This window comes from Roseibium algae, assembly GCF_037783265.1.
GTDB classification, from domain to species: Bacteria; Pseudomonadota; Alphaproteobacteria; order Rhizobiales; family Stappiaceae; genus Roseibium; species Roseibium algae.
Genome location: NZ_JBAKIA010000004.1, coordinates 384,235 through 400,777, shown reverse-complemented (window position 1 = coordinate 400,777; position 16,543 = coordinate 384,235). Strand labels below are relative to the sequence as shown.

General features: G+C 53.6%; 11 protein-coding genes. 6 read left to right on the top strand and 5 right to left on the bottom strand.

Translation table 11 applies throughout. The annotated features are described in order from the left end of the window. Positions 1–157: 157 nt before the first annotated feature. Together cydC and cydD are read right to left on the bottom strand one after the other, a co-directional pair. On the bottom strand, positions 158–1,882 hold the full coding sequence (gene cydC / locus V6575_RS08185; RefSeq protein WP_340273774.1) for a thiol reductant ABC exporter subunit CydC: 1,725 nt from the start codon (positions 1,880–1,882) through the stop codon (positions 158–160). After that, positions 1,879–3,729 (bottom strand): thiol reductant ABC exporter subunit CydD, encoded by a 1,851-nt coding sequence (cydD, locus tag V6575_RS08180; RefSeq protein WP_340273773.1) that lies wholly within the window; start codon positions 3,727–3,729, stop codon positions 1,879–1,881. Before cydD ends, cydC begins: the two co-directional genes overlap by 4 nt. 840 nt (positions 3,730–4,569) lie before the next feature. On the opposite strand from cydD, the gene V6575_RS08175 reads away from it, so the two are divergent. Continuing rightward, positions 4,570–4,872: a hypothetical protein gene (locus tag V6575_RS08175; RefSeq protein ID WP_340273772.1), complete on the top strand. Its 303-nt coding sequence runs from the start codon at positions 4,570–4,572 to the stop codon at positions 4,870–4,872. Positions 4,873–4,940: 68 nt separating this feature from the next. Here V6575_RS08175 and V6575_RS08170 read toward each other — a convergent pair whose 3' ends face one another. Next, entirely contained in the window at positions 4,941–6,437 is a 1,497-nt protein-coding gene (locus tag V6575_RS08170; RefSeq protein WP_340273771.1) for a CoA-acylating methylmalonate-semialdehyde dehydrogenase, read from the bottom strand. 192 nt (positions 6,438–6,629) lie between these two features. Here V6575_RS08170 and V6575_RS08165 point away from each other — a divergent pair, with 192 nt between their 5' ends. Continuing rightward, positions 6,630–7,511, top strand: coding sequence for a LysR family transcriptional regulator (locus tag V6575_RS08165; RefSeq protein WP_340273770.1), 882 nt, complete (start codon positions 6,630–6,632; stop codon positions 7,509–7,511). 1,192 nt (positions 7,512–8,703) lie between these two features. Here V6575_RS08165 and V6575_RS08160 read toward each other — a convergent pair. After that, positions 8,704–9,573 (bottom strand): DUF6030 family protein, encoded by an 870-nt coding sequence (locus V6575_RS08160; protein ID WP_340273769.1) that lies wholly within the window; start codon positions 9,571–9,573, stop codon positions 8,704–8,706. Between the two features lie 188 nt (positions 9,574–9,761). On the opposite strand from V6575_RS08160, the gene V6575_RS08155 reads away from it, so the two are divergent. Beyond that, positions 9,762–10,667 (top strand): ROK family protein, encoded by a 906-nt coding sequence (locus tag V6575_RS08155; RefSeq protein WP_340273768.1) that lies wholly within the window; start codon positions 9,762–9,764, stop codon positions 10,665–10,667. Positions 10,668–10,787: 120 nt separating this feature from the next. Next, positions 10,788–11,516: an FkbM family methyltransferase gene (locus V6575_RS08150; RefSeq protein WP_340273767.1), complete on the top strand. Its 729-nt coding sequence runs from the start codon at positions 10,788–10,790 to the stop codon at positions 11,514–11,516. Positions 11,517–11,581: 65 nt separating this feature from the next. Here the strand turns inward: V6575_RS08150 and V6575_RS08145 are convergent, their stop codons facing one another. After that, positions 11,582–12,697 (bottom strand): glycosyltransferase family 2 protein, encoded by a 1,116-nt coding sequence (locus tag V6575_RS08145; protein WP_340273766.1) that lies wholly within the window; start codon positions 12,695–12,697, stop codon positions 11,582–11,584. A gap of 173 nt (positions 12,698–12,870) precedes the next feature. Between V6575_RS08145 and asnB the strand changes: the two genes are divergently transcribed. Continuing rightward, entirely contained in the window at positions 12,871–14,826 is a 1,956-nt protein-coding gene (asnB, locus tag V6575_RS08140; RefSeq protein ID WP_340273765.1) for an asparagine synthase (glutamine-hydrolyzing), read from the top strand. A gap of 94 nt (positions 14,827–14,920) precedes the next feature. Next, a complete protein-coding gene (locus V6575_RS08135) occupies positions 14,921–16,543 on the top strand; it encodes a hypothetical protein (RefSeq protein WP_340273764.1) in 1,623 nt (540 codons plus the stop codon).

Genomic DNA, 16,543 nt, shown 5'->3' with positions numbered 1-16,543 from the left:
GGAGAACGGAACCGGACTAGATTGTGTTTGCCTCACTCAGGCCTATGTCTTGAACCTAGTTAACCTAAATAAGTTATACATTCATTAGTACACATAGAGGGCGATCCAGCTTGGCAAGATGCAAGCTGGTCACTTTCAAATTCCCATTCAACATCGTTTAAACTTGGTGAAGCGGCACTGCCATAGATGCAGCTGCGGCATCCAGCCTCAGGACACGGTCTGCACGGGCTATTTCGTCAGGCTTGTGCGCAATCATCAAAACTGCAGCCTCCCCTCGAAAACGCTCAAAACGGCTCAAAACCTCGTCTGCGTTGGCTGCATCCAGCCCCTCAGTCAGCTCGTCAAGAATGAAAAGATCCGGCTGCGTCAGATACGCGCGGGCAAGGCCCAGGCGTCGTTGCTCCCCTCCCGACAAGCCTACTCCCGTTTCGCCTAGCATCGCATCAAGCCCGGAACTATTGCTTCGGATCCGCTCATCCAGCGCGGCCATTTCAAGAGCCTGCCAGAGTTCGTCATCAGACGCCGCCGGATTTGCAATGCGTAGATTGGCAGCGATCGAATCATGGAACAGATAAGGTTTTTGGCCAAGGACCGTCACCCTGCGCCGTAAGTCCGGCTCCTTAATCGCAGAAAGCGCTTCACCTCGAAGACGTATCTCGCCAGCAGCTGGCGTCAACAAGCCTGCGACAAGCGCAGAGACCGTTGATTTTCCGCAGCCGCTCTTGCCAACAATGGCAAGCCATTCACCGGATGCGATCTCAAAGGTAAAATCGCTCAAAACCTCGCGCTCGGCCATAGGATAACCGAAGGTAACTGCATCGAATGCCAGCGCTGGAGCAGGTGCCGGATTGGCAACCGTGGACACGATGTCATGATCGGGATTGACGGGATTACTGTTCCCCCCCTCCTGCCCGCTCTGCACACCTGAGACAGCGCGGCGGGCAGCCAGTCCGGTGCGTCCAATATTCGCCAGCCCCGGCACGACGCCCCCCATCACTTCGGGCAACCCCATAACCACCAGCAGCACAGCAACTGCGACAGCCGCTCCAAGAGCCCCTTCGGCAACCTGCCAGCTGACGATTGCAAGCGTAATGGCAACAGCCACCTGCCCTGCGAACCCCGCCTTTGCAACAAGTGAGCTGCTGCGCGCGTCACTTTCCTCTTCCGCCAAGGCAAGGCGACGTTCGGCAGACTTGACAGCTTCTGCAGCAGCATCAAGACCGCCATAAACAGCAAGATCCCTGCGCCCCCCCACCAGATCAACCGTCCGCAGGCGAACAGCATCAAGCGCGGCTTCCCGACGTCGCGCATTCCGCCCATTAGCATTGCGCTTACGTGGAAGCAAAACGAAAGCCCCAAATCCAATAATCAGGCTGAACAGGAAGATCGGCCCAAGGGCCAGAACCGGCGAGAAGGATACAGTCCAAACAACCGCCAGAGCCCCCAGCGTCACCGCCAGCGCACCAGGCACAACCATCCGTAAATAGACTGCATCCAATGAGGAGATGTCTGATGTCAGGCGGTTGAGCGCAGCGCCGCTTCGCGGTTTGCTCCCTCCCCCAGCCTGATTTGACTGGCCATCGAACACCCGGCACCGCAAATCTGCCAGAAACCGGAACGTCGCATCATGAGTCAGCAGGCGCTCGCCATAGCGCCCCAGCGTGCGAGCAATAGCCAATCCACGGATAAGCGAACTGGGTAAAAACACATTCAGGAAAACACCACTGAGGCCTGCCAATGCGGCAGCTGTAATGAACCAACCGGCCACGCCCAACAGCGCAATGCCCGCAATGGCCGGAATGAGCGCGACGACTATGCCAATAGTAAATGACCGGCGATGGTGAGACCACTGCAATTTGATCAGGCGATGCAGGCCGTTCATGCCACAACCTCTAAGCAAGACCCATCACGGATCTGGATATGAGTTGCCGTCATGGCCATCACCTTGGGATCATGTGTCGCAACAATCAGAGTTTTTCCGCCGGACATGGCCTTGAGACCGCAGATCACATCTGCTGCAGTGTCCTCATCAAGACCCGCGGTTGGCTCGTCCGCCAGGATCAAGCCTGAGTCTTTGCGCATGGCAGCCCGGGCAAGACCAACCCGCCGTGCTTCCCCTACAGACAGTCCAAAGCCATCTTCACCAATGACCGTCCCAAGGCCGCGCGGCAAGCGCTCAACCAGATCGACCGCACCAGCCAGGGCCAGAGCTTCCCACATGTCGCTTTCACTGGCTCCAGGATTGGCCCGCAGCAAATTCGCTTTCAACGATCCATGAAACAGACGGGGTGCCTGTCCGACCCAGGCGATGGACTGACGCCATGCGACAGGATCAAGCTCAGCCATATTCTGATCGTTTACCAGGATTTTGCCAGCACCAAGGACATGCAGCCCAAGCAGGCAGTCAAGAATGGTCGTCTTGCCAGATCCGCTTGGCCCAATCAAAAGCGCCGCCTCGCCTGCTCCAACGCGCAGGCTGACAGATGACAAAACCTGCCGCGCACCAAGACACAATGACACATCTTCAAAGCACACTGATGGAGCCGTCTCCGATGCGCTCTGCTGATCGGCTTTCGAAACTGCATGCACAGGCATGACTTCGGACCGCGCCAGGATCTCGGCATGAAGAGCCGACAGCTTTTCTGTCGCGGCCAGCCCGGCGGCGCGATCATGATAAGCTGCCGCATAGGCGCGTAGAGGAGCGAAATAGTCGGGAGCGAGCAACAGGATAAACAGCCCCGCCGTGTAGCTCAGCGGCGCTCCCCAAGTTCCCATGGTCACATCACCGAGCAGAGAAAAGCCCACGAAGACAGCAACGAAGGCAATGCCAAGTGCACTGAACAATTCCAGGACGGTCGAAGACAGAAAAGCGATGCGCAGAACCTTCATGGTGCCGACCCGAAAGGCATCACCGACGTCTGCAATCTGATTGCGTGTCCGCTCAACCGCGCCAAACAAGCGCAAGGTTTCAAGTCCACGCACCCTGTCGAGCAGGAAACCACTCATGCGAACGAGCTCTTCCTGTTGCCCTTCGCTGGCGGCTTTTGCCTTCAACCCGATCAGCGCCATGAATACGGGGATCAAGGGACCGGTGACGAGCAAGATGATCGCAGCAAGCCAACTGACCATGGCCGTCGCAAGAATGATCGCAACTGGAACCAACCGCAGACGAACATTTTGCGGATAGAAATTCGACAGATATGGCCCCAGAGCATCGACCTGATCGCCAACATGCGCGGCAACCGCGCCGCTGGTTGGCAACTCACTGGCCGGAGAGGCGGATGAAATGGCCTGTAAAAGGTCTGCACGCACACGACTTTTAACTGCTCGGGCAGTCTGACGAGCCAGTTTTCCCGCTCTCAGGTTAAGCTGCATACGGATGAAGGCCAAGACAACAAACCCAAGCGAGTACATCCAGACCATGAAATCAACCGCACCACCGGCAGCGGGCACAACGAAATCTGCAACCACGGACGCGATCAACCACGCCTGCGCGATCCAGATAACATCAGACAATGCAAACAAACGCCCAGCACGCTTCAAAGAGCGGGCCTCATCACCGATCAGAGCAGCCAAACCCGGCACAGTGGCCAGAACTGGCTGGCCCTCCGGGGGGCCATCCGCGCAGAGACCTTCCTCAGCAGCAGGATCAACGTGTGCGCCGGAGGCCCTCATGCAAGCCTCATCTGGCGCACCAAACCGGGCGGCACCGCATCCATAGCTGTTCAAAGGTATTCAAATCCGGATCACCCGTGTGCTCAAAACCCAAACCGAAATTTGGACATCCCTCATCTTGAGGTCCGTTTTAGGCGGTTCAACGCAGAAACACCAGTTGCAGGAATTACGATGAGTAGCCCGCTCCACCGGCACCGCCTTGCGCGATATCAAACAACAGGCAATTGAAGGAGATGAAATCCAGCAAGTCCTGTTATCAGGTGAATCTAGCCCACACGCCCACACAATCAAGAGCACCTACCCTTGATTGAACCATCAACAAAAAGCCCTCGAAGGATCCGCTACATCTGCCCCCACATGCACTTAGCCTTCAGGCTAATACCTGTAAAATAATGTTTTCAATATACAATTTCGCTTTTACTGTCATTATTTACAATGCAATTTTATAGCACTGTATGAATACACAATAAAAAACACGTGCATTTTGTAATGAGACATGTTTAAAGTAGCCATGGTTTTAACGAACCATGTTTGGGAATTTTTTGAATTTTCCCGGACAGTTCCATTCACATTATTTTCGTGGATACCTGTTCTGTCCATGCCTTGTAACAGAGGCGCCCGCACTTAAACTTCAAAGCCGGTTCTATACCGGCTTCTTTTTTCACAAAAGCCATCCCCTCAAATTTTAGGGTTCAATGATTCCGATCGCATTCGATCGTCACAATTTTTCCGAACGATGACGACGCACGCAAAAATTGATTTCAAGCAACGAACAGGACGCACGAGAAGTGTGGATCCCATACATCTCCTGACAGAAGGTTGTCAGGAGACCTCTGGTAGCAGAGAGGCACAGGGTTGAAAGAGCCCTGCATCCCTTTTGATCGGAGAATTCCCATGACCACCAGATGCCTCGAACTCGTCGTCTTCAAAATCAAGGACGCTGGCAAGGCGCGCGAAGCCCGTCGGCTGGCTCAACAGGCTGTCAAACTCTATGACGGCTTCTTGTCCTGGGCTGCCTATGAAGGCACAGAAGATGCCAGCCTGTTCGCCGACATCGTCGAATGGCGCGATCTTGAAGCTGCCAAGGCGGCATCAGACATGGTGATGAAAGACCCGCGATTCGCGGCACTGATGAAGGAAGTGGACGGCATTGTCACCATGTCTCACTTCAACATGGATCAGAAGATCGCCGCATAGACAGGCAGAACAAAAAGGGGCGACCTGATGGCCGCCCCAATTTCTCATCGCTTACGCATTTCTGAAGATTACATGGTCGGAATGGAGAATTCCGCGCCTTCCTTGATGCCGGACGGCCAGCGAGCTGTCACGGTCTTGGTGCGTGTGTAGAACTTGAAGCCATCAGGACCGTGCTGGTTCAGATCGCCAAAGCCGGACTTTTTCCAGCCACCAAATGTGTGGTAGGCGAGCGGCACAGGAATCGGCACGTTGATGCCAACCATGCCGATGTTGATACGGGATGCGAAGTCGCGAGCCGTGTCACCGTCACGGGTATAGATCGCTGTGCCATTGCCATACTCGTGATCCATCGCAAGACCGATCGCTTCCTCATAGGACTGCGCACGCACAACGGACAGGACCGGGCCGAAGATTTCGGTCTTGTAGATGTCCATGTCCTTGGTCACGCGGTCAAACAGGCAACCGCCCATGAAGAACCCGTTCTCATAGCCCTGCAGGGAGAAGCCACGGCCATCAACAACCAGCTCGGCCCCTTCCTTGACGCCCTGATCGACAAGACCCTTGACGCGAGCCAGTGCTTCCTTGGTCACCAATGGGCCGAAGTCAACGTCATTGCCAGCCGTGTATGGGCCAACTTTCAGCGCCTCGATCTTTGGTGTCAGCTTGGCAATCAAAGCATCTGCCGTGGCATCGCCAACTGGAACAGCGACGGAAACCGCCATGCAGCGTTCGCCAGCAGCGCCGTAGCCAGCGCCGATCAGCGCGTCAGCTGCCTGATCCATATCCGCATCCGGCATGATGATCATGTGGTTCTTCGCGCCGCCGAAGCACTGTGCGCGCTTGCCGTTGGCTGTGGCACGGGAATAGACGTATTGAGCGATTGGCGTGGACCCAACAAAACCAACAGCCTGAATGACTTCGTGATCAAGGATCGCGTCAACTGCGCCCTTGTCACCATTGACGACATTCAATACGCCAGCTGGAAGACCGGCTTCGATCATCAGTTCGGCCAGCATGATTGGCACGGACGGATCGCGCTCGGAGGGCTTCAGGATAAAGGCATTGCCGCAGGCAATCGCCGGGCAGAATTTCCACATCGGGATCATCGCCGGGAAGTTGAACGGTGTGATGCCGGCAACAACGCCGAGCGGCTGACGCATGGAGTACATGTCGATGCCAGGGCCCGCGCCCTCGGTGTAATCGCCCTTCAGCAGATGCGGTGCACCGATGCAGAATTCAGCAACTTCGAGACCACGGATCACGTCACCCTTGGCATCTGGAAGTGTCTTGCCATGTTCACGGGACAGGGCTTCCGCCAGCTTGTCCATGTCGCGGTTGAGAAGATCAACGAACTTCATCATCACGCGAGCGCGGCGTTGCGGGTTGGTTGCGGCCCATGCTGGCTGCGCTGCAACGGCATTTGCAACAGCTGCATCCATTTCAGCATCAGTTGCCAAAGCCACCTTGGCCTGAACTTCGCCGGTTGCCGGATTGAAAACATCGGCAAAACGGCCGGATGTGCCTTCGACGTGCTTGCCGCCGATAAAATGTCCAATAGACTGCATGGCGTATCTCCCTAAGATTATAGCCTGATTGTTTGGCATGGATCGTTCTGGGATCAGACCGCCCCAATGACGGCCTGATGTTAAATGCACTCTAGTCTTTTATTTTTGTCGTAAACAAGCGTATGATTTCCGCATCCGTTGTGCATAAATTAAAGCAAGAAAGCTAAGCCCTTTTATGAAAACCACTTTGTCATGAACTGGGACGATATTCGCATTTTTCTAGCCGTGTCCCGGTCCGGCCAGATCCTGGCCGCCGCTCGCCGCCTTGGGCTCAACCACGCGACCGTGGCGCGGCGGTTGACCTCTCTTGAAACCGCTCTGGGGACCCGCCTGTTCGATCGCTCGACCAGCGGCTGCTTTCTGACCGAAGCCGGGTCGCGGTTTCTGGAAAGCGCCGAACGAATGGAAGCAGAAATGATGTCCGCGCGCGCAGACCTTGGCGGCGATTCTGTTGAGGTCAGCGGCACGGTGCGGATCGGCGCGCCCGACGGCTTCGGCGTTGCCTATCTCGCGCCGCGTCTGGCAGAGCTGACCCGCACGCATCCGGGCCTGACAGTGCAGCTGGTGCCCGTGTCCCGGTCGTTTTCCCTGTCCAGGCGCGAAGCCGACATTGCCATCACCATCGAGCGACCGGACCATGGCAGACTGATCGCCGCCAAACTGGTCGACTATTCCCTCGGGCTTTATGCGTCGCGGGACTATGTCACACGGAAAGGAACACCGGACACCGTCGCAGACCTCGGCGCTCATGATCTGGTCGGTTATGTCGAGGATCTGGTCTATTCCCCTGCCCTCAACTACGCAGCGGAAATCACCAGAGACTGGCCAGCCCGGTTTGAAGTCGCCTCTGCCCTTGGCCAGACCGAGGCTGTCAGAGCGGGGGCAGGCATCGGCATCCTGCACGCTTTCATTGCGCGAACGGACGAGACTTTTGTGCAAGTTCTGCCCGACATCCGCCTCACGAGGGCTTACTGGACTGTCCAGCACGAAAGCACTCGCCCTTTACGCCATGTCGCCCTGGCCCTGGACTTCCTGCGCAAGACGGTCGCAAGGGACCGGGCGATGTTTGGTTAGATAAGACGTTCAACTTCAATAGTAATCCCTGCATGCATCAAGTCATCAGATTGCAAACTCATTCTTGAGACTTCCTAAAAGAACCGAACGTTAAATCTCTGTAGAATGGTTGCGGGTCAGCTTTGGAATACTCGCCTAAATAGCGCTCTATTTACCCTGTAAGCCAAGGCAAGCGCTAACCGATGCCCGTGGTGATCGGGGCGTCGGTAAACGTAGGTGAGTCACCATCAATTTGGCCCGCCGATAACTAAATCGGACAACACGCCTCACCTTTGACTGCAACCGCTATAGCCGCTACCGCCATGCTCTGATAGCCAGATATGCCACAGCTAACGTTCTGGGCAGTTGTATTTGTAGGCATTTTTACCTTTCTGGCGTTATGGACTTCTTTGTCGGATATGAATCTACTTGATCTCTTGAATAAAATGGCCAGTATGCAAATAAAAAAAATAAATATGTTGTAGAGAATAAAATAATCAAGCTCGTTAATATTTGTTCATTGTGTGTAATTGAATTACCAACAGCTAAAACTACGCTTAAAAACCAGAAAATAGACAAAATTATATTTACAATAAAAATTCTGAAAAAGTCGCCAAAATTTAAAGCGCGGTCGTACAGTCGACTGATCGGGAGGAGGCAATATCTGAACATATCGTAGAAATCGCTTTTTTATAAAAATCCACATACTTGCAAGTAATCATAGCTGCAATGCGGGAGCTGAGGATAATAAAAATCAACCATCTATCAGTTTCATTCTCCATACACCCCTTTTTCGCAAGAATAAATGCACAAATTATAATAAATTAAATTAATAAGATGAATTTCCAAGCGTTTAAATTAAGATCAATTTCACTATCAATTAATTTGAATCTTTGTAAATTTTTTTCGATGAGAACATCAAGAATTATAAAGAATATAATGAAACAAATATCGAGTGAGAATTTTTCGTTACTCATTAGTACAATCATGAAAAAGATAGATGACATCATGTATTTGTAGAATGGAGTAATTATGTAGCACAAAACAATTAATAAAAATTTCATTTTAGACATCTCTTAATAATATTAAAATTACTTTTTGACTTACATTATTATAGTTGATATTTCTGTAATTATAATCTTTATTTCAATTATCCATATGTAGAGAAAAGCGAATATTCAACTCAACATTAATGCCCTGCGCATCAGCGCACTCAGCGCTGAAAGCCATCCGCAGGGCGGATGAGGTCAGGTTCACCGAAATTCAGAATGATGTTCAGCCGCCGCACGGCAAACGGATCCCCGGTCAGCTCTGGGTCTTCCGGTGCCACGGACAGGCGCACGCCCCGGTCTGTCATTTCCAATGCCTTAAATTGCGTAATCGCCTGCAAAAAGCGCTCAGGCACGGCCCAGCTGTAGCGATCTGACAGCGCTGCAATCACCGAGCGGACAGTCTCTTCACCGTGTTCCATCTGGCGCGGGTCTTCCACATTCAGCTTCAGACGCAGATAATCAATCTGGTTTTCCGACGGACCGCGCAGCAGGAAAAACAGCGTCGCGGGTCCGTAATCAACACTCGGCGTTGTTAGGGGCACCACATCGGAGGCGCATTGCCAGCGCCCGCCGTTGAACGCTGCCCTGCGCCAGCCCGCATTGGGTAGGCCAACCTCGGCCAGCTCGTCGCACAGCTCTTGCGGCTGGCCCTGAAACGTCAGCTTCAAACGGCCGGGAACTTCGAGTGCCTGAGATGTAAGGTCCTTGCGCAGCTCGGCAGAATAGCCGGCCAGCGGGTCTGGCAATCCCGTCCCCTGTGGCTGCTTTGGTTCCTGCACCTCGGCATAATGCCGGGCCACCACAAGGCCGGCAAAGCCCAATACGACCATCGGCAGGCCAAACAGCAGGGCCCGACGCCAGTCGGAGGCATTTGGTAAGCCACCCTTTCCACGTTTCGCAGGGAAGTTGACCTGCTGCTTGCGCCGTGTGGGCTGCTCATCGCCCCAGGTCAGATACGGACGCGGACCTGCAGTGCCTTTTGCCTTGCGGCTCAACTTGTCGGTCGTCTCGTCTTTTTGCCCTGATGTCATTGATCGTCCATTCGAACCCTGATCATCGTCATAGCGCTAAAATTGCGGCGATGCACCCGCTATGACAGCGAGCCGCATTTGGATCTTGATCGTCGGTTGATCCGCCGGTTACATAAACTCAGGCTCCACAAGGCGCACGGCATCTGCCATCGGCCCTGCAATTTGATTATGTGAAAAGAGATAAATCCATGCGGCTTGGAATTGACTGGGGCGGAACGAAAATTGAAATCATCGCGCTGGATGACGACGGTGCAGAACTTTACCGCGAACGACTCGCGACCCCGCGCGACGATTACGATGGCTGTATTGAGGCCGTAGCCACGCTGGTTATCAACGCGGAAGCACACACCGGCCAAACCGGCACTGTCGGGTTTGGCATTCCCGGCTCGATCTCGCCTGCAACCGGCCTGGTAAAAAACGCCAATTCAACCTGGATGAACGGCAAGCCTCTGGACCGGGACCTGGAAGCAAGGCTTGGGCGAGCCGTCAGAATTCAAAATGATGCCAATTGCCTGGCTGTTTCCGAGGCTTCTGATGGCGCGGGGGCCGGTTGCCATTTCGTCCACGCCATCATCATCGGCACCGGTTGCGGCTCAGGCATCGCAATCAATGGCAAAGCCCACAAAGGCGCCAATGGAATTTCTGGCGAATGGGGCGCGATCCCTGTGCCCTGGCTGAAGCCGGAAGAATTTCCCGGCCCAAGCCATTGGCTCGGCCATCCTGGCGCCATCGACTTGTGGTGTTCGGGCACAGGATTTCAGGCCGATTACACCGAGCGCTCAGGCAGCCCCTTAAAAGGCCACGAGATCATGGCGATGAAGCGCTCCGGCGATCCGGTCGCGACGGCGGCCTATGAAGCCTATGCCAGCCGCCTTGCCAGATCGCTGGCCATGTCTGCCAACCTGATGGACCCGGACTGCTTTGTGCTCGGCGGCGGCATGTCCAACATCGAGGAGCTTTACACCGACCTGCCCGCCCTGATGGCCCCCTACATCATGTCGGATATCTATGAAGTTCCCATCCGCAAAGCCAAACACGGCGACAGCTCCGGCGTCCGCGGCGCTGCCTGGCTTTGGAATGGGTGGGGGAACTGAAAATGGCTCTTCTATAATAGACACGGTTGGGTTACGCAGTCGCAACCGACGAGTTAGGTATCGTTGTTTAGGCAAGATGCCAGCTTCTGGAGCATTAATTTTGCAGCTTGGAAATTGGTAATGAATATCAAACGCACCATTGGAAAAAGACCCCCCCTCTTCCAGAAGCTGCTGTTTTCATACCGAAAGCGTTTCCAGCCAGACGTAATAACTATGGAGCATGGCATACGCCTAGCTGTTCCCAAGACCTTGCCCGAAGACATGCGCAAAATACTCTACAAAGAACAACACGAGCTGCCGGAGTTGGAACTGATATTGACCTGCCTGGAACCGGAGGACAAGGTACTCGAGATCGGATCTGGCGTTGGAATGGTGGCCACGACCTGCGCCTGTATTTGTGGCGCGCGAAACGTTACCTGTTATGAGCCGAACCCCAATACTATCGATGTCATTCGCCGCAACTTCGACCTCAATGGGTTGAAGGTCGATCTCCGCGTAAGGGCTCTGACGACCAAGAAGGGAACGGTTAATTTCTACTTCAGCGAAAACATTGTGTCTTCCAGCCTGATCGATCAAGCCTTCGGCGGAGAAACAGAAGTGAAATGCGACGACATCGGCGACGTGGTCAAAGAATTGCAGCCAACTACGATCGTCATGGATGTCGAAGGCGCTGAGATCGACCTGCTTCCAAAAGCAGACTTATCGAGCGTTAAAAAGATAGTGGTCGAAATGCATCCAAACATTGTCGGCGCAGACAAGATCCAAGCCCTGCATACACATCTGGAGAACCAAGGTTTACTTTACAAGAAAGACCTGTGTCGCAGCAAGGTGGCATACTTCGAGCGTTAAGAGCCAACACACCTATTCCTCGAGCGGCGATGCCCCCTTTAGCCGAGGTGTGGACGACTGTACTTTCAATCCTCTGAAAGCCTCTGAGCGAGTTCGGAACTGGTCCGAACAAGACCAACCTTCTCCAGATCCGTAACAGCCGAGAACCGAACAGAATTCGGATAAAGCGCCCCTTGGGAAAGCACCTCATCCATGTGTTTGATATAATGTCGGTAATGTCCGGAATTGTTTGCATGCTGAGCCCGTTCCGCAGCCTCTTTCGAGCGTTCTGCAAAGTCATCCAGATACTTGAAGTGCAAAAGAGAAACCCAGTCCTCCGCGATTTTCAACTCTTGGCTCAGACGGTGAACACCGCCGGAGAACTGGAAGTCCGACGACCACAAAAGCAGCGGAACCTTACCCATTGAGGCTGAATCCTGAGGCCAAGTGCTCTTTAGATACTTACGGGCAAATTTGCGCAGTAGCTTTGATCGTATTCTTGCATTGGGCGAGAAGACGAATTGCTCAAGCCACCTGTCGAAGCGACCTGCCTTTCTGTTGCCTTCAACCGGGAACAAGCGCTCCCTCGCTCCACCATAAAGCTGGAACGGCGGGGTCGGAAAGTGTGTTGAAGTATGTTTGCTCAAGGGCAAAAGCCGGTAGCCAGTCCCATCGAAGTATGAACACAGGGATAAGAAGGGTGTGTCTGAGGTATATTTAACGACATCCAGCGGCTTTGCCGGATACATGTCGATCATCGTCGAGAAAACCCCCTGAACGCCGTTCTGTCTCCAGAAAGAAGTTAACTCGGTCAACGGCGTTTCTGGCCAACCTGGATAAACCATCAATTCATCGACATCCGGAAACACGACCCACCGGTCTTCCAAGTATCTGTTTGCCAGCAAATGACGCCACCGGGACTTGAAGTTCTTGTATGGCTGCGACGAGGGAAATCTGACGACATCCGGCTGGGCATCCAAGAATGCCGCACTCCCATCGGTAGAGCCATTGTCCACGACAAGAAAACGTGTCACGCCTGCATTCCTGTGATGATCGAGAAAATGCGGAAACCGGAGCAATTCATTGTACGCGAGGATAATCGCTGTGATGCTTCCCTCTTCAATCGAGAGCTCAGGCAGCTCATGAAGATCGAAGGCTTCCCGGAATTCGTCGGCAACGGCTTTGTTAGAGTCGTTCTGCAACTTTGTCTCCAGATTTTTTCAGAGCGGCCATACCAACTCTGCTGAACCACCTTGCGTGATTTCCGGCAGGCTGGATATTTCAACGCAACCAACTTGCCCTTCGGCGAAGTCATGTTACAGCAAGGTACGGCATAGCCGCTTTGTGATCGTTGTAACAGGGCCAGTCAAACGAGATGTGTGGTTTATTTGGAATTTTGCGTTCGGGCGGCCTGACATCAAATGACCGATTGTCGGCGGTTGAGATGGGAGACATCCTGGCACACCGCGGTCCTGATGAAAGCGGCATTTGGGAAGACCTAACAGCGGGCGTATTGCTTGGACACCGGCGCCTCGCAATCGTCGACCTGAGTCCGGCCGGCGCGCAGCCCATGCGCTCTTCTTCAGGGCGCTACGTCATTGCCTACAACGGCGAAGTTTATAATCACAAGGACCTCCGCTCCCGCTTGCAACAGGCAGGCCAAGCACCGTCTTGGTCAGGAAACTCCGACACTGAAGTTCTGCTGGCTGCGATTGAAGCGTGGGGCCTAGTATCGGCCCTTAAGACAGTGAAAGGCATGTTTGCCATTGCCGTTTGGGATAGGAGAGATCAACGTCTCCTTCTTGCCAGGGACCCGATCGGCGAAAAGCCGCTCTATCTTGCGCGATTGAAAGACGGCGCACTGGCATTCGCATCCGAGCTTAAATCACTGGTCATTCATCCGGAGTTTGACCGAACCATAGACCCTCAGGCTATCAGCCAACTCTTGCGAGTAGGCTACATTCCCGCTCCCCAGTCACTCTATCGAGATACTCGAAAACTTGATCCTGGAACGATTGTAGAACTGACAGCTCCCAGTGGAGGTACATTCGAAGAACGGTCTGAAAAATTCTACGACCTCATCCAGGAAGCCGAAGACGCTAGGAAAGTTCGGTTTCCTGGGAACTCCGAGGAAGCCGCGGACCGCCTCGACCAGTTGCTGCGCCACTCGGTTTCCCAGCAGATGATGGCCGATGTGCCGGTTGGTTGCTTCCTGTCTGGCGGCATCGACAGTTCGACCGTATCAGCGATCATGCAATCGCTGAACACGGGCCCCGTTGAAACCTTTAGCCTCGGATTTGAAGAGGCCAACGTGAACGAGGCCGACTTCGCCCGTTCAATCGCTAACCATCTGGGCGTCACCCATAACGAAGTAATTCTATCGGCAGGAGAAGCGCTCGATATCCTCCCCAAAATGGGAGACATCTATGATGAACCGTTCTGCGACGACTCCATGCTACCTACCTTCCTGTTGTCCCAGTTCGCCAAGCAGAAGGTAACGGTTAGCCTGTCAGGCGACGGCGGCGATGAATTGTTCGCAGGTTACACGCGCTATTTCGACTTCATGGACGACTGGGGATCAAAATCTTCTGGTACCTTGTCCGGGAGAGAAGGCTCAACGGTCGCCAGCTTCCTGCGCAACGCCCTGATAGGCCCTTTGGCAAAGGCTGGTGTTTCCAGTATCGCGGGCCTGGATCTGGCCGCACGAAGATTGTCATTAGATCAGAGAATCACCAGCCGAACCAACATGACGTCCCTTCAGGCTTATGAGGCCAGCCGTGCATTCGCCTCTAGATCAGACGCTTTCGTTGCCGGGGCTTATCCTCAAAAAGACCCTCTAATTGAAAAATTGGGGATCCATTCCGATTGGTCACTGCTTGAACAGATAACTACTTACGACCTCTTACGGTATTTTCCTGATGACATCCTGGTTAAGGTCGACAGAGCAGCCATGGCAAACAACCTCGAAACGAGGTTGCCGCTTCTAGACAAGGACATTATTCGCTTTTCCCTTTCCCTCCCTCAAACGACCCAGTTGGCCGGAGGTTCTCCGAAGGGTATTTTGAAAACCGTTCTTGGGAGATACGTGCCAGAAACTCTCTGGAACCGACCTAAGAAAGGTTTCGGAATCCCAGTGGTTGACTGGCTAAATGGCCCAATGCGAGAGATGGCGGACGACCTCCTGAGTATTGACAGCCTGCTGCAAGTAGGCGTCCTGGATGCCCATGCGGCATCCTCTTTATGGCAACGCTTCCGCTCAGGCCGCTCCAAACGATCCAACCTCGTATGGTCACTTCTGATGGTGCAACTGTTTCTATCGTCAGGCAGATAAAGCCAGCCAAATAAACCCGCACATCTTCATACGATTGCTACCTTACACCAATGGCATTAAGTACCTGCAGCGAGCGCAACATGAGATCAAAACAATGACTTCGAGCACGGCCCACGACGAAGAAACTGGTCATCAGGAAAATGCCCTTCTGACCAGTTTCTTTGTCGTGGGGACAAGCATTGTCTTTTTTCGAGGGCTGATCTGGCTCTTCGGCAGACTGGACGCTTGGGGACTTTGGACACTTCAATTACTGCCAATTTCTTCGCTGCTTCTAGCGCTTGCAATCCGTAACATCCGGGCCGACGACGTAGCACCTCCTTTCCGATTACTCGCTGCCGGACTAGCCTTGATCCTTGGGGCCTACGGCCTAGTTTCTCCACTCTCCTATCCAAACGGCATGTCAACGGTTTCAGACATCCTGCTGACATGGTTCTCGGTGGCTGCCTATGGCCAATTCGCTTGTGCCGTACTTGCCATTTTCCGGCCAGCATTTGCCATAGTGCCCGCAGCATTCGTGCTAGCTACAAAGGACGCTGCCGACCGCCTGTTCGGCCTGCACATGTCCAATACGGATTATATCGCCCTGGTAGAACTTGCAATATACGGCTACGCAGCAATGCTCACTTACACGGCACTGACGCGTCAAACTCTGATGCCGAGTATTTCGGAACGGGCGAAACGCTATGGTCTCGATGCTTGGACGCTTGCCGCTTTTTTGACTTTGGTCGCCGTCCATTTTGCCAATTACTTTTATTCGGCTGTGGCAAAGATGCTGTTGGGTGGCGGTCCATTTCTCTGGGTCACCACAAACCCCACAGAAATTCTAGCCTATGATGCATGGTATGGTGGCTTTTTCCCATTAGCCCAGTGGGAGACTCTATCGGTCGCACTTCTGGCAGGACTGACATTCATGCGCCCACTTTCGAACATTCTGCTTTTTGCTGGCCAGATCATTTCCGTTGCCTGCCTTTGGCGTCGATGGTCGATGATCGCGATCACTCTGTTTTACGATCTCACCCACGTGACCATTTTTCTAGTCTCCGGCATTTTCTTCTGGAAGTGGATACTATTAAATCTTCTTCTGGTCAGTGCCATGCGCATGGTCCCTTATGCTGCCCTGCGCGCTCCGCTACTGATCGTAAATTCCGCAGTTCTTATCTGCAGCCCCCTGATTTTCAAAGTTGTCTGGCTCGGCTGGTACGACACGCCAGCCCTTACACGCAATGTCGTAGTAGCTGTTCTCGAAGACGGTCGCGAACTTGAAGTGCCGTCGAATTATTTCGGCACCATATCCCTGATGGTGGCACAGCATGATCTGGGACGTCCCCAACCCGGGCATTTTCCAACTGGAACCTGGGGTTCGACCAAATCTGGCCAGACACTCACTGCTGCGTTGGAGAATTGCAAACTGCTGCCGGACCATGGCTGGCACCACAGACAGGCCCCGCAGCATATCAAGTCACCAATCCAGCTCGTGCATCGCTATGCATTACAGAGAGAAGCGCATTACGGTTCCTATGTCTATGATCTCTATCCCCACCATATATGGTCCAACCCTTTTCTCTTCGAAGAGTTCTCCCAAGTGTTGCCATCAGAGATTGACCACTATCTTTACAAAACCGAGTCGGTGTGTATTTCCGTGGTGAACGAAAGGCCACTCGCACGGGCTGTATTTGTAGATGAAATAACAATTCCCTTGCCAGCAACCGGCAACTGA

Excerpts from the sequence above, each read along its gene's own strand:
- V6575_RS08150 (WP_340273767.1), top strand. The coding sequence starts at position 10,788 with ATGAATATCAAACGCACCATTGGAAAAAGACCCCCCCTCTTCCAGAAG.
- asnB (WP_340273765.1), top strand. The coding sequence starts at position 12,871 with ATGTGTGGTTTATTTGGAATTTTGCGTTCGGGCGGCCTGACATCAAAT.
- V6575_RS08160 (WP_340273769.1), bottom strand. The coding sequence starts at position 9,573 with ATGACATCAGGGCAAAAAGACGAGACGACCGACAAGTTGAGCCGCAAG.
- V6575_RS08165 (WP_340273770.1), top strand. The coding sequence starts at position 6,630 with ATGAACTGGGACGATATTCGCATTTTTCTAGCCGTGTCCCGGTCCGGC.
- V6575_RS08170 (WP_340273771.1), bottom strand. The coding sequence starts at position 6,437 with ATGCAGTCTATTGGACATTTTATCGGCGGCAAGCACGTCGAAGGCACA.
- V6575_RS08155 (WP_340273768.1), top strand. The coding sequence starts at position 9,762 with ATGCGGCTTGGAATTGACTGGGGCGGAACGAAAATTGAAATCATCGCG.
- V6575_RS08175 (WP_340273772.1), top strand. The coding sequence starts at position 4,570 with ATGACCACCAGATGCCTCGAACTCGTCGTCTTCAAAATCAAGGACGCT.
- cydC (WP_340273774.1), bottom strand. The coding sequence starts at position 1,882 with ATGAACGGCCTGCATCGCCTGATCAAATTGCAGTGGTCTCACCATCGC.
- V6575_RS08135 (WP_340273764.1), top strand. The coding sequence starts at position 14,921 with ATGACTTCGAGCACGGCCCACGACGAAGAAACTGGTCATCAGGAAAAT.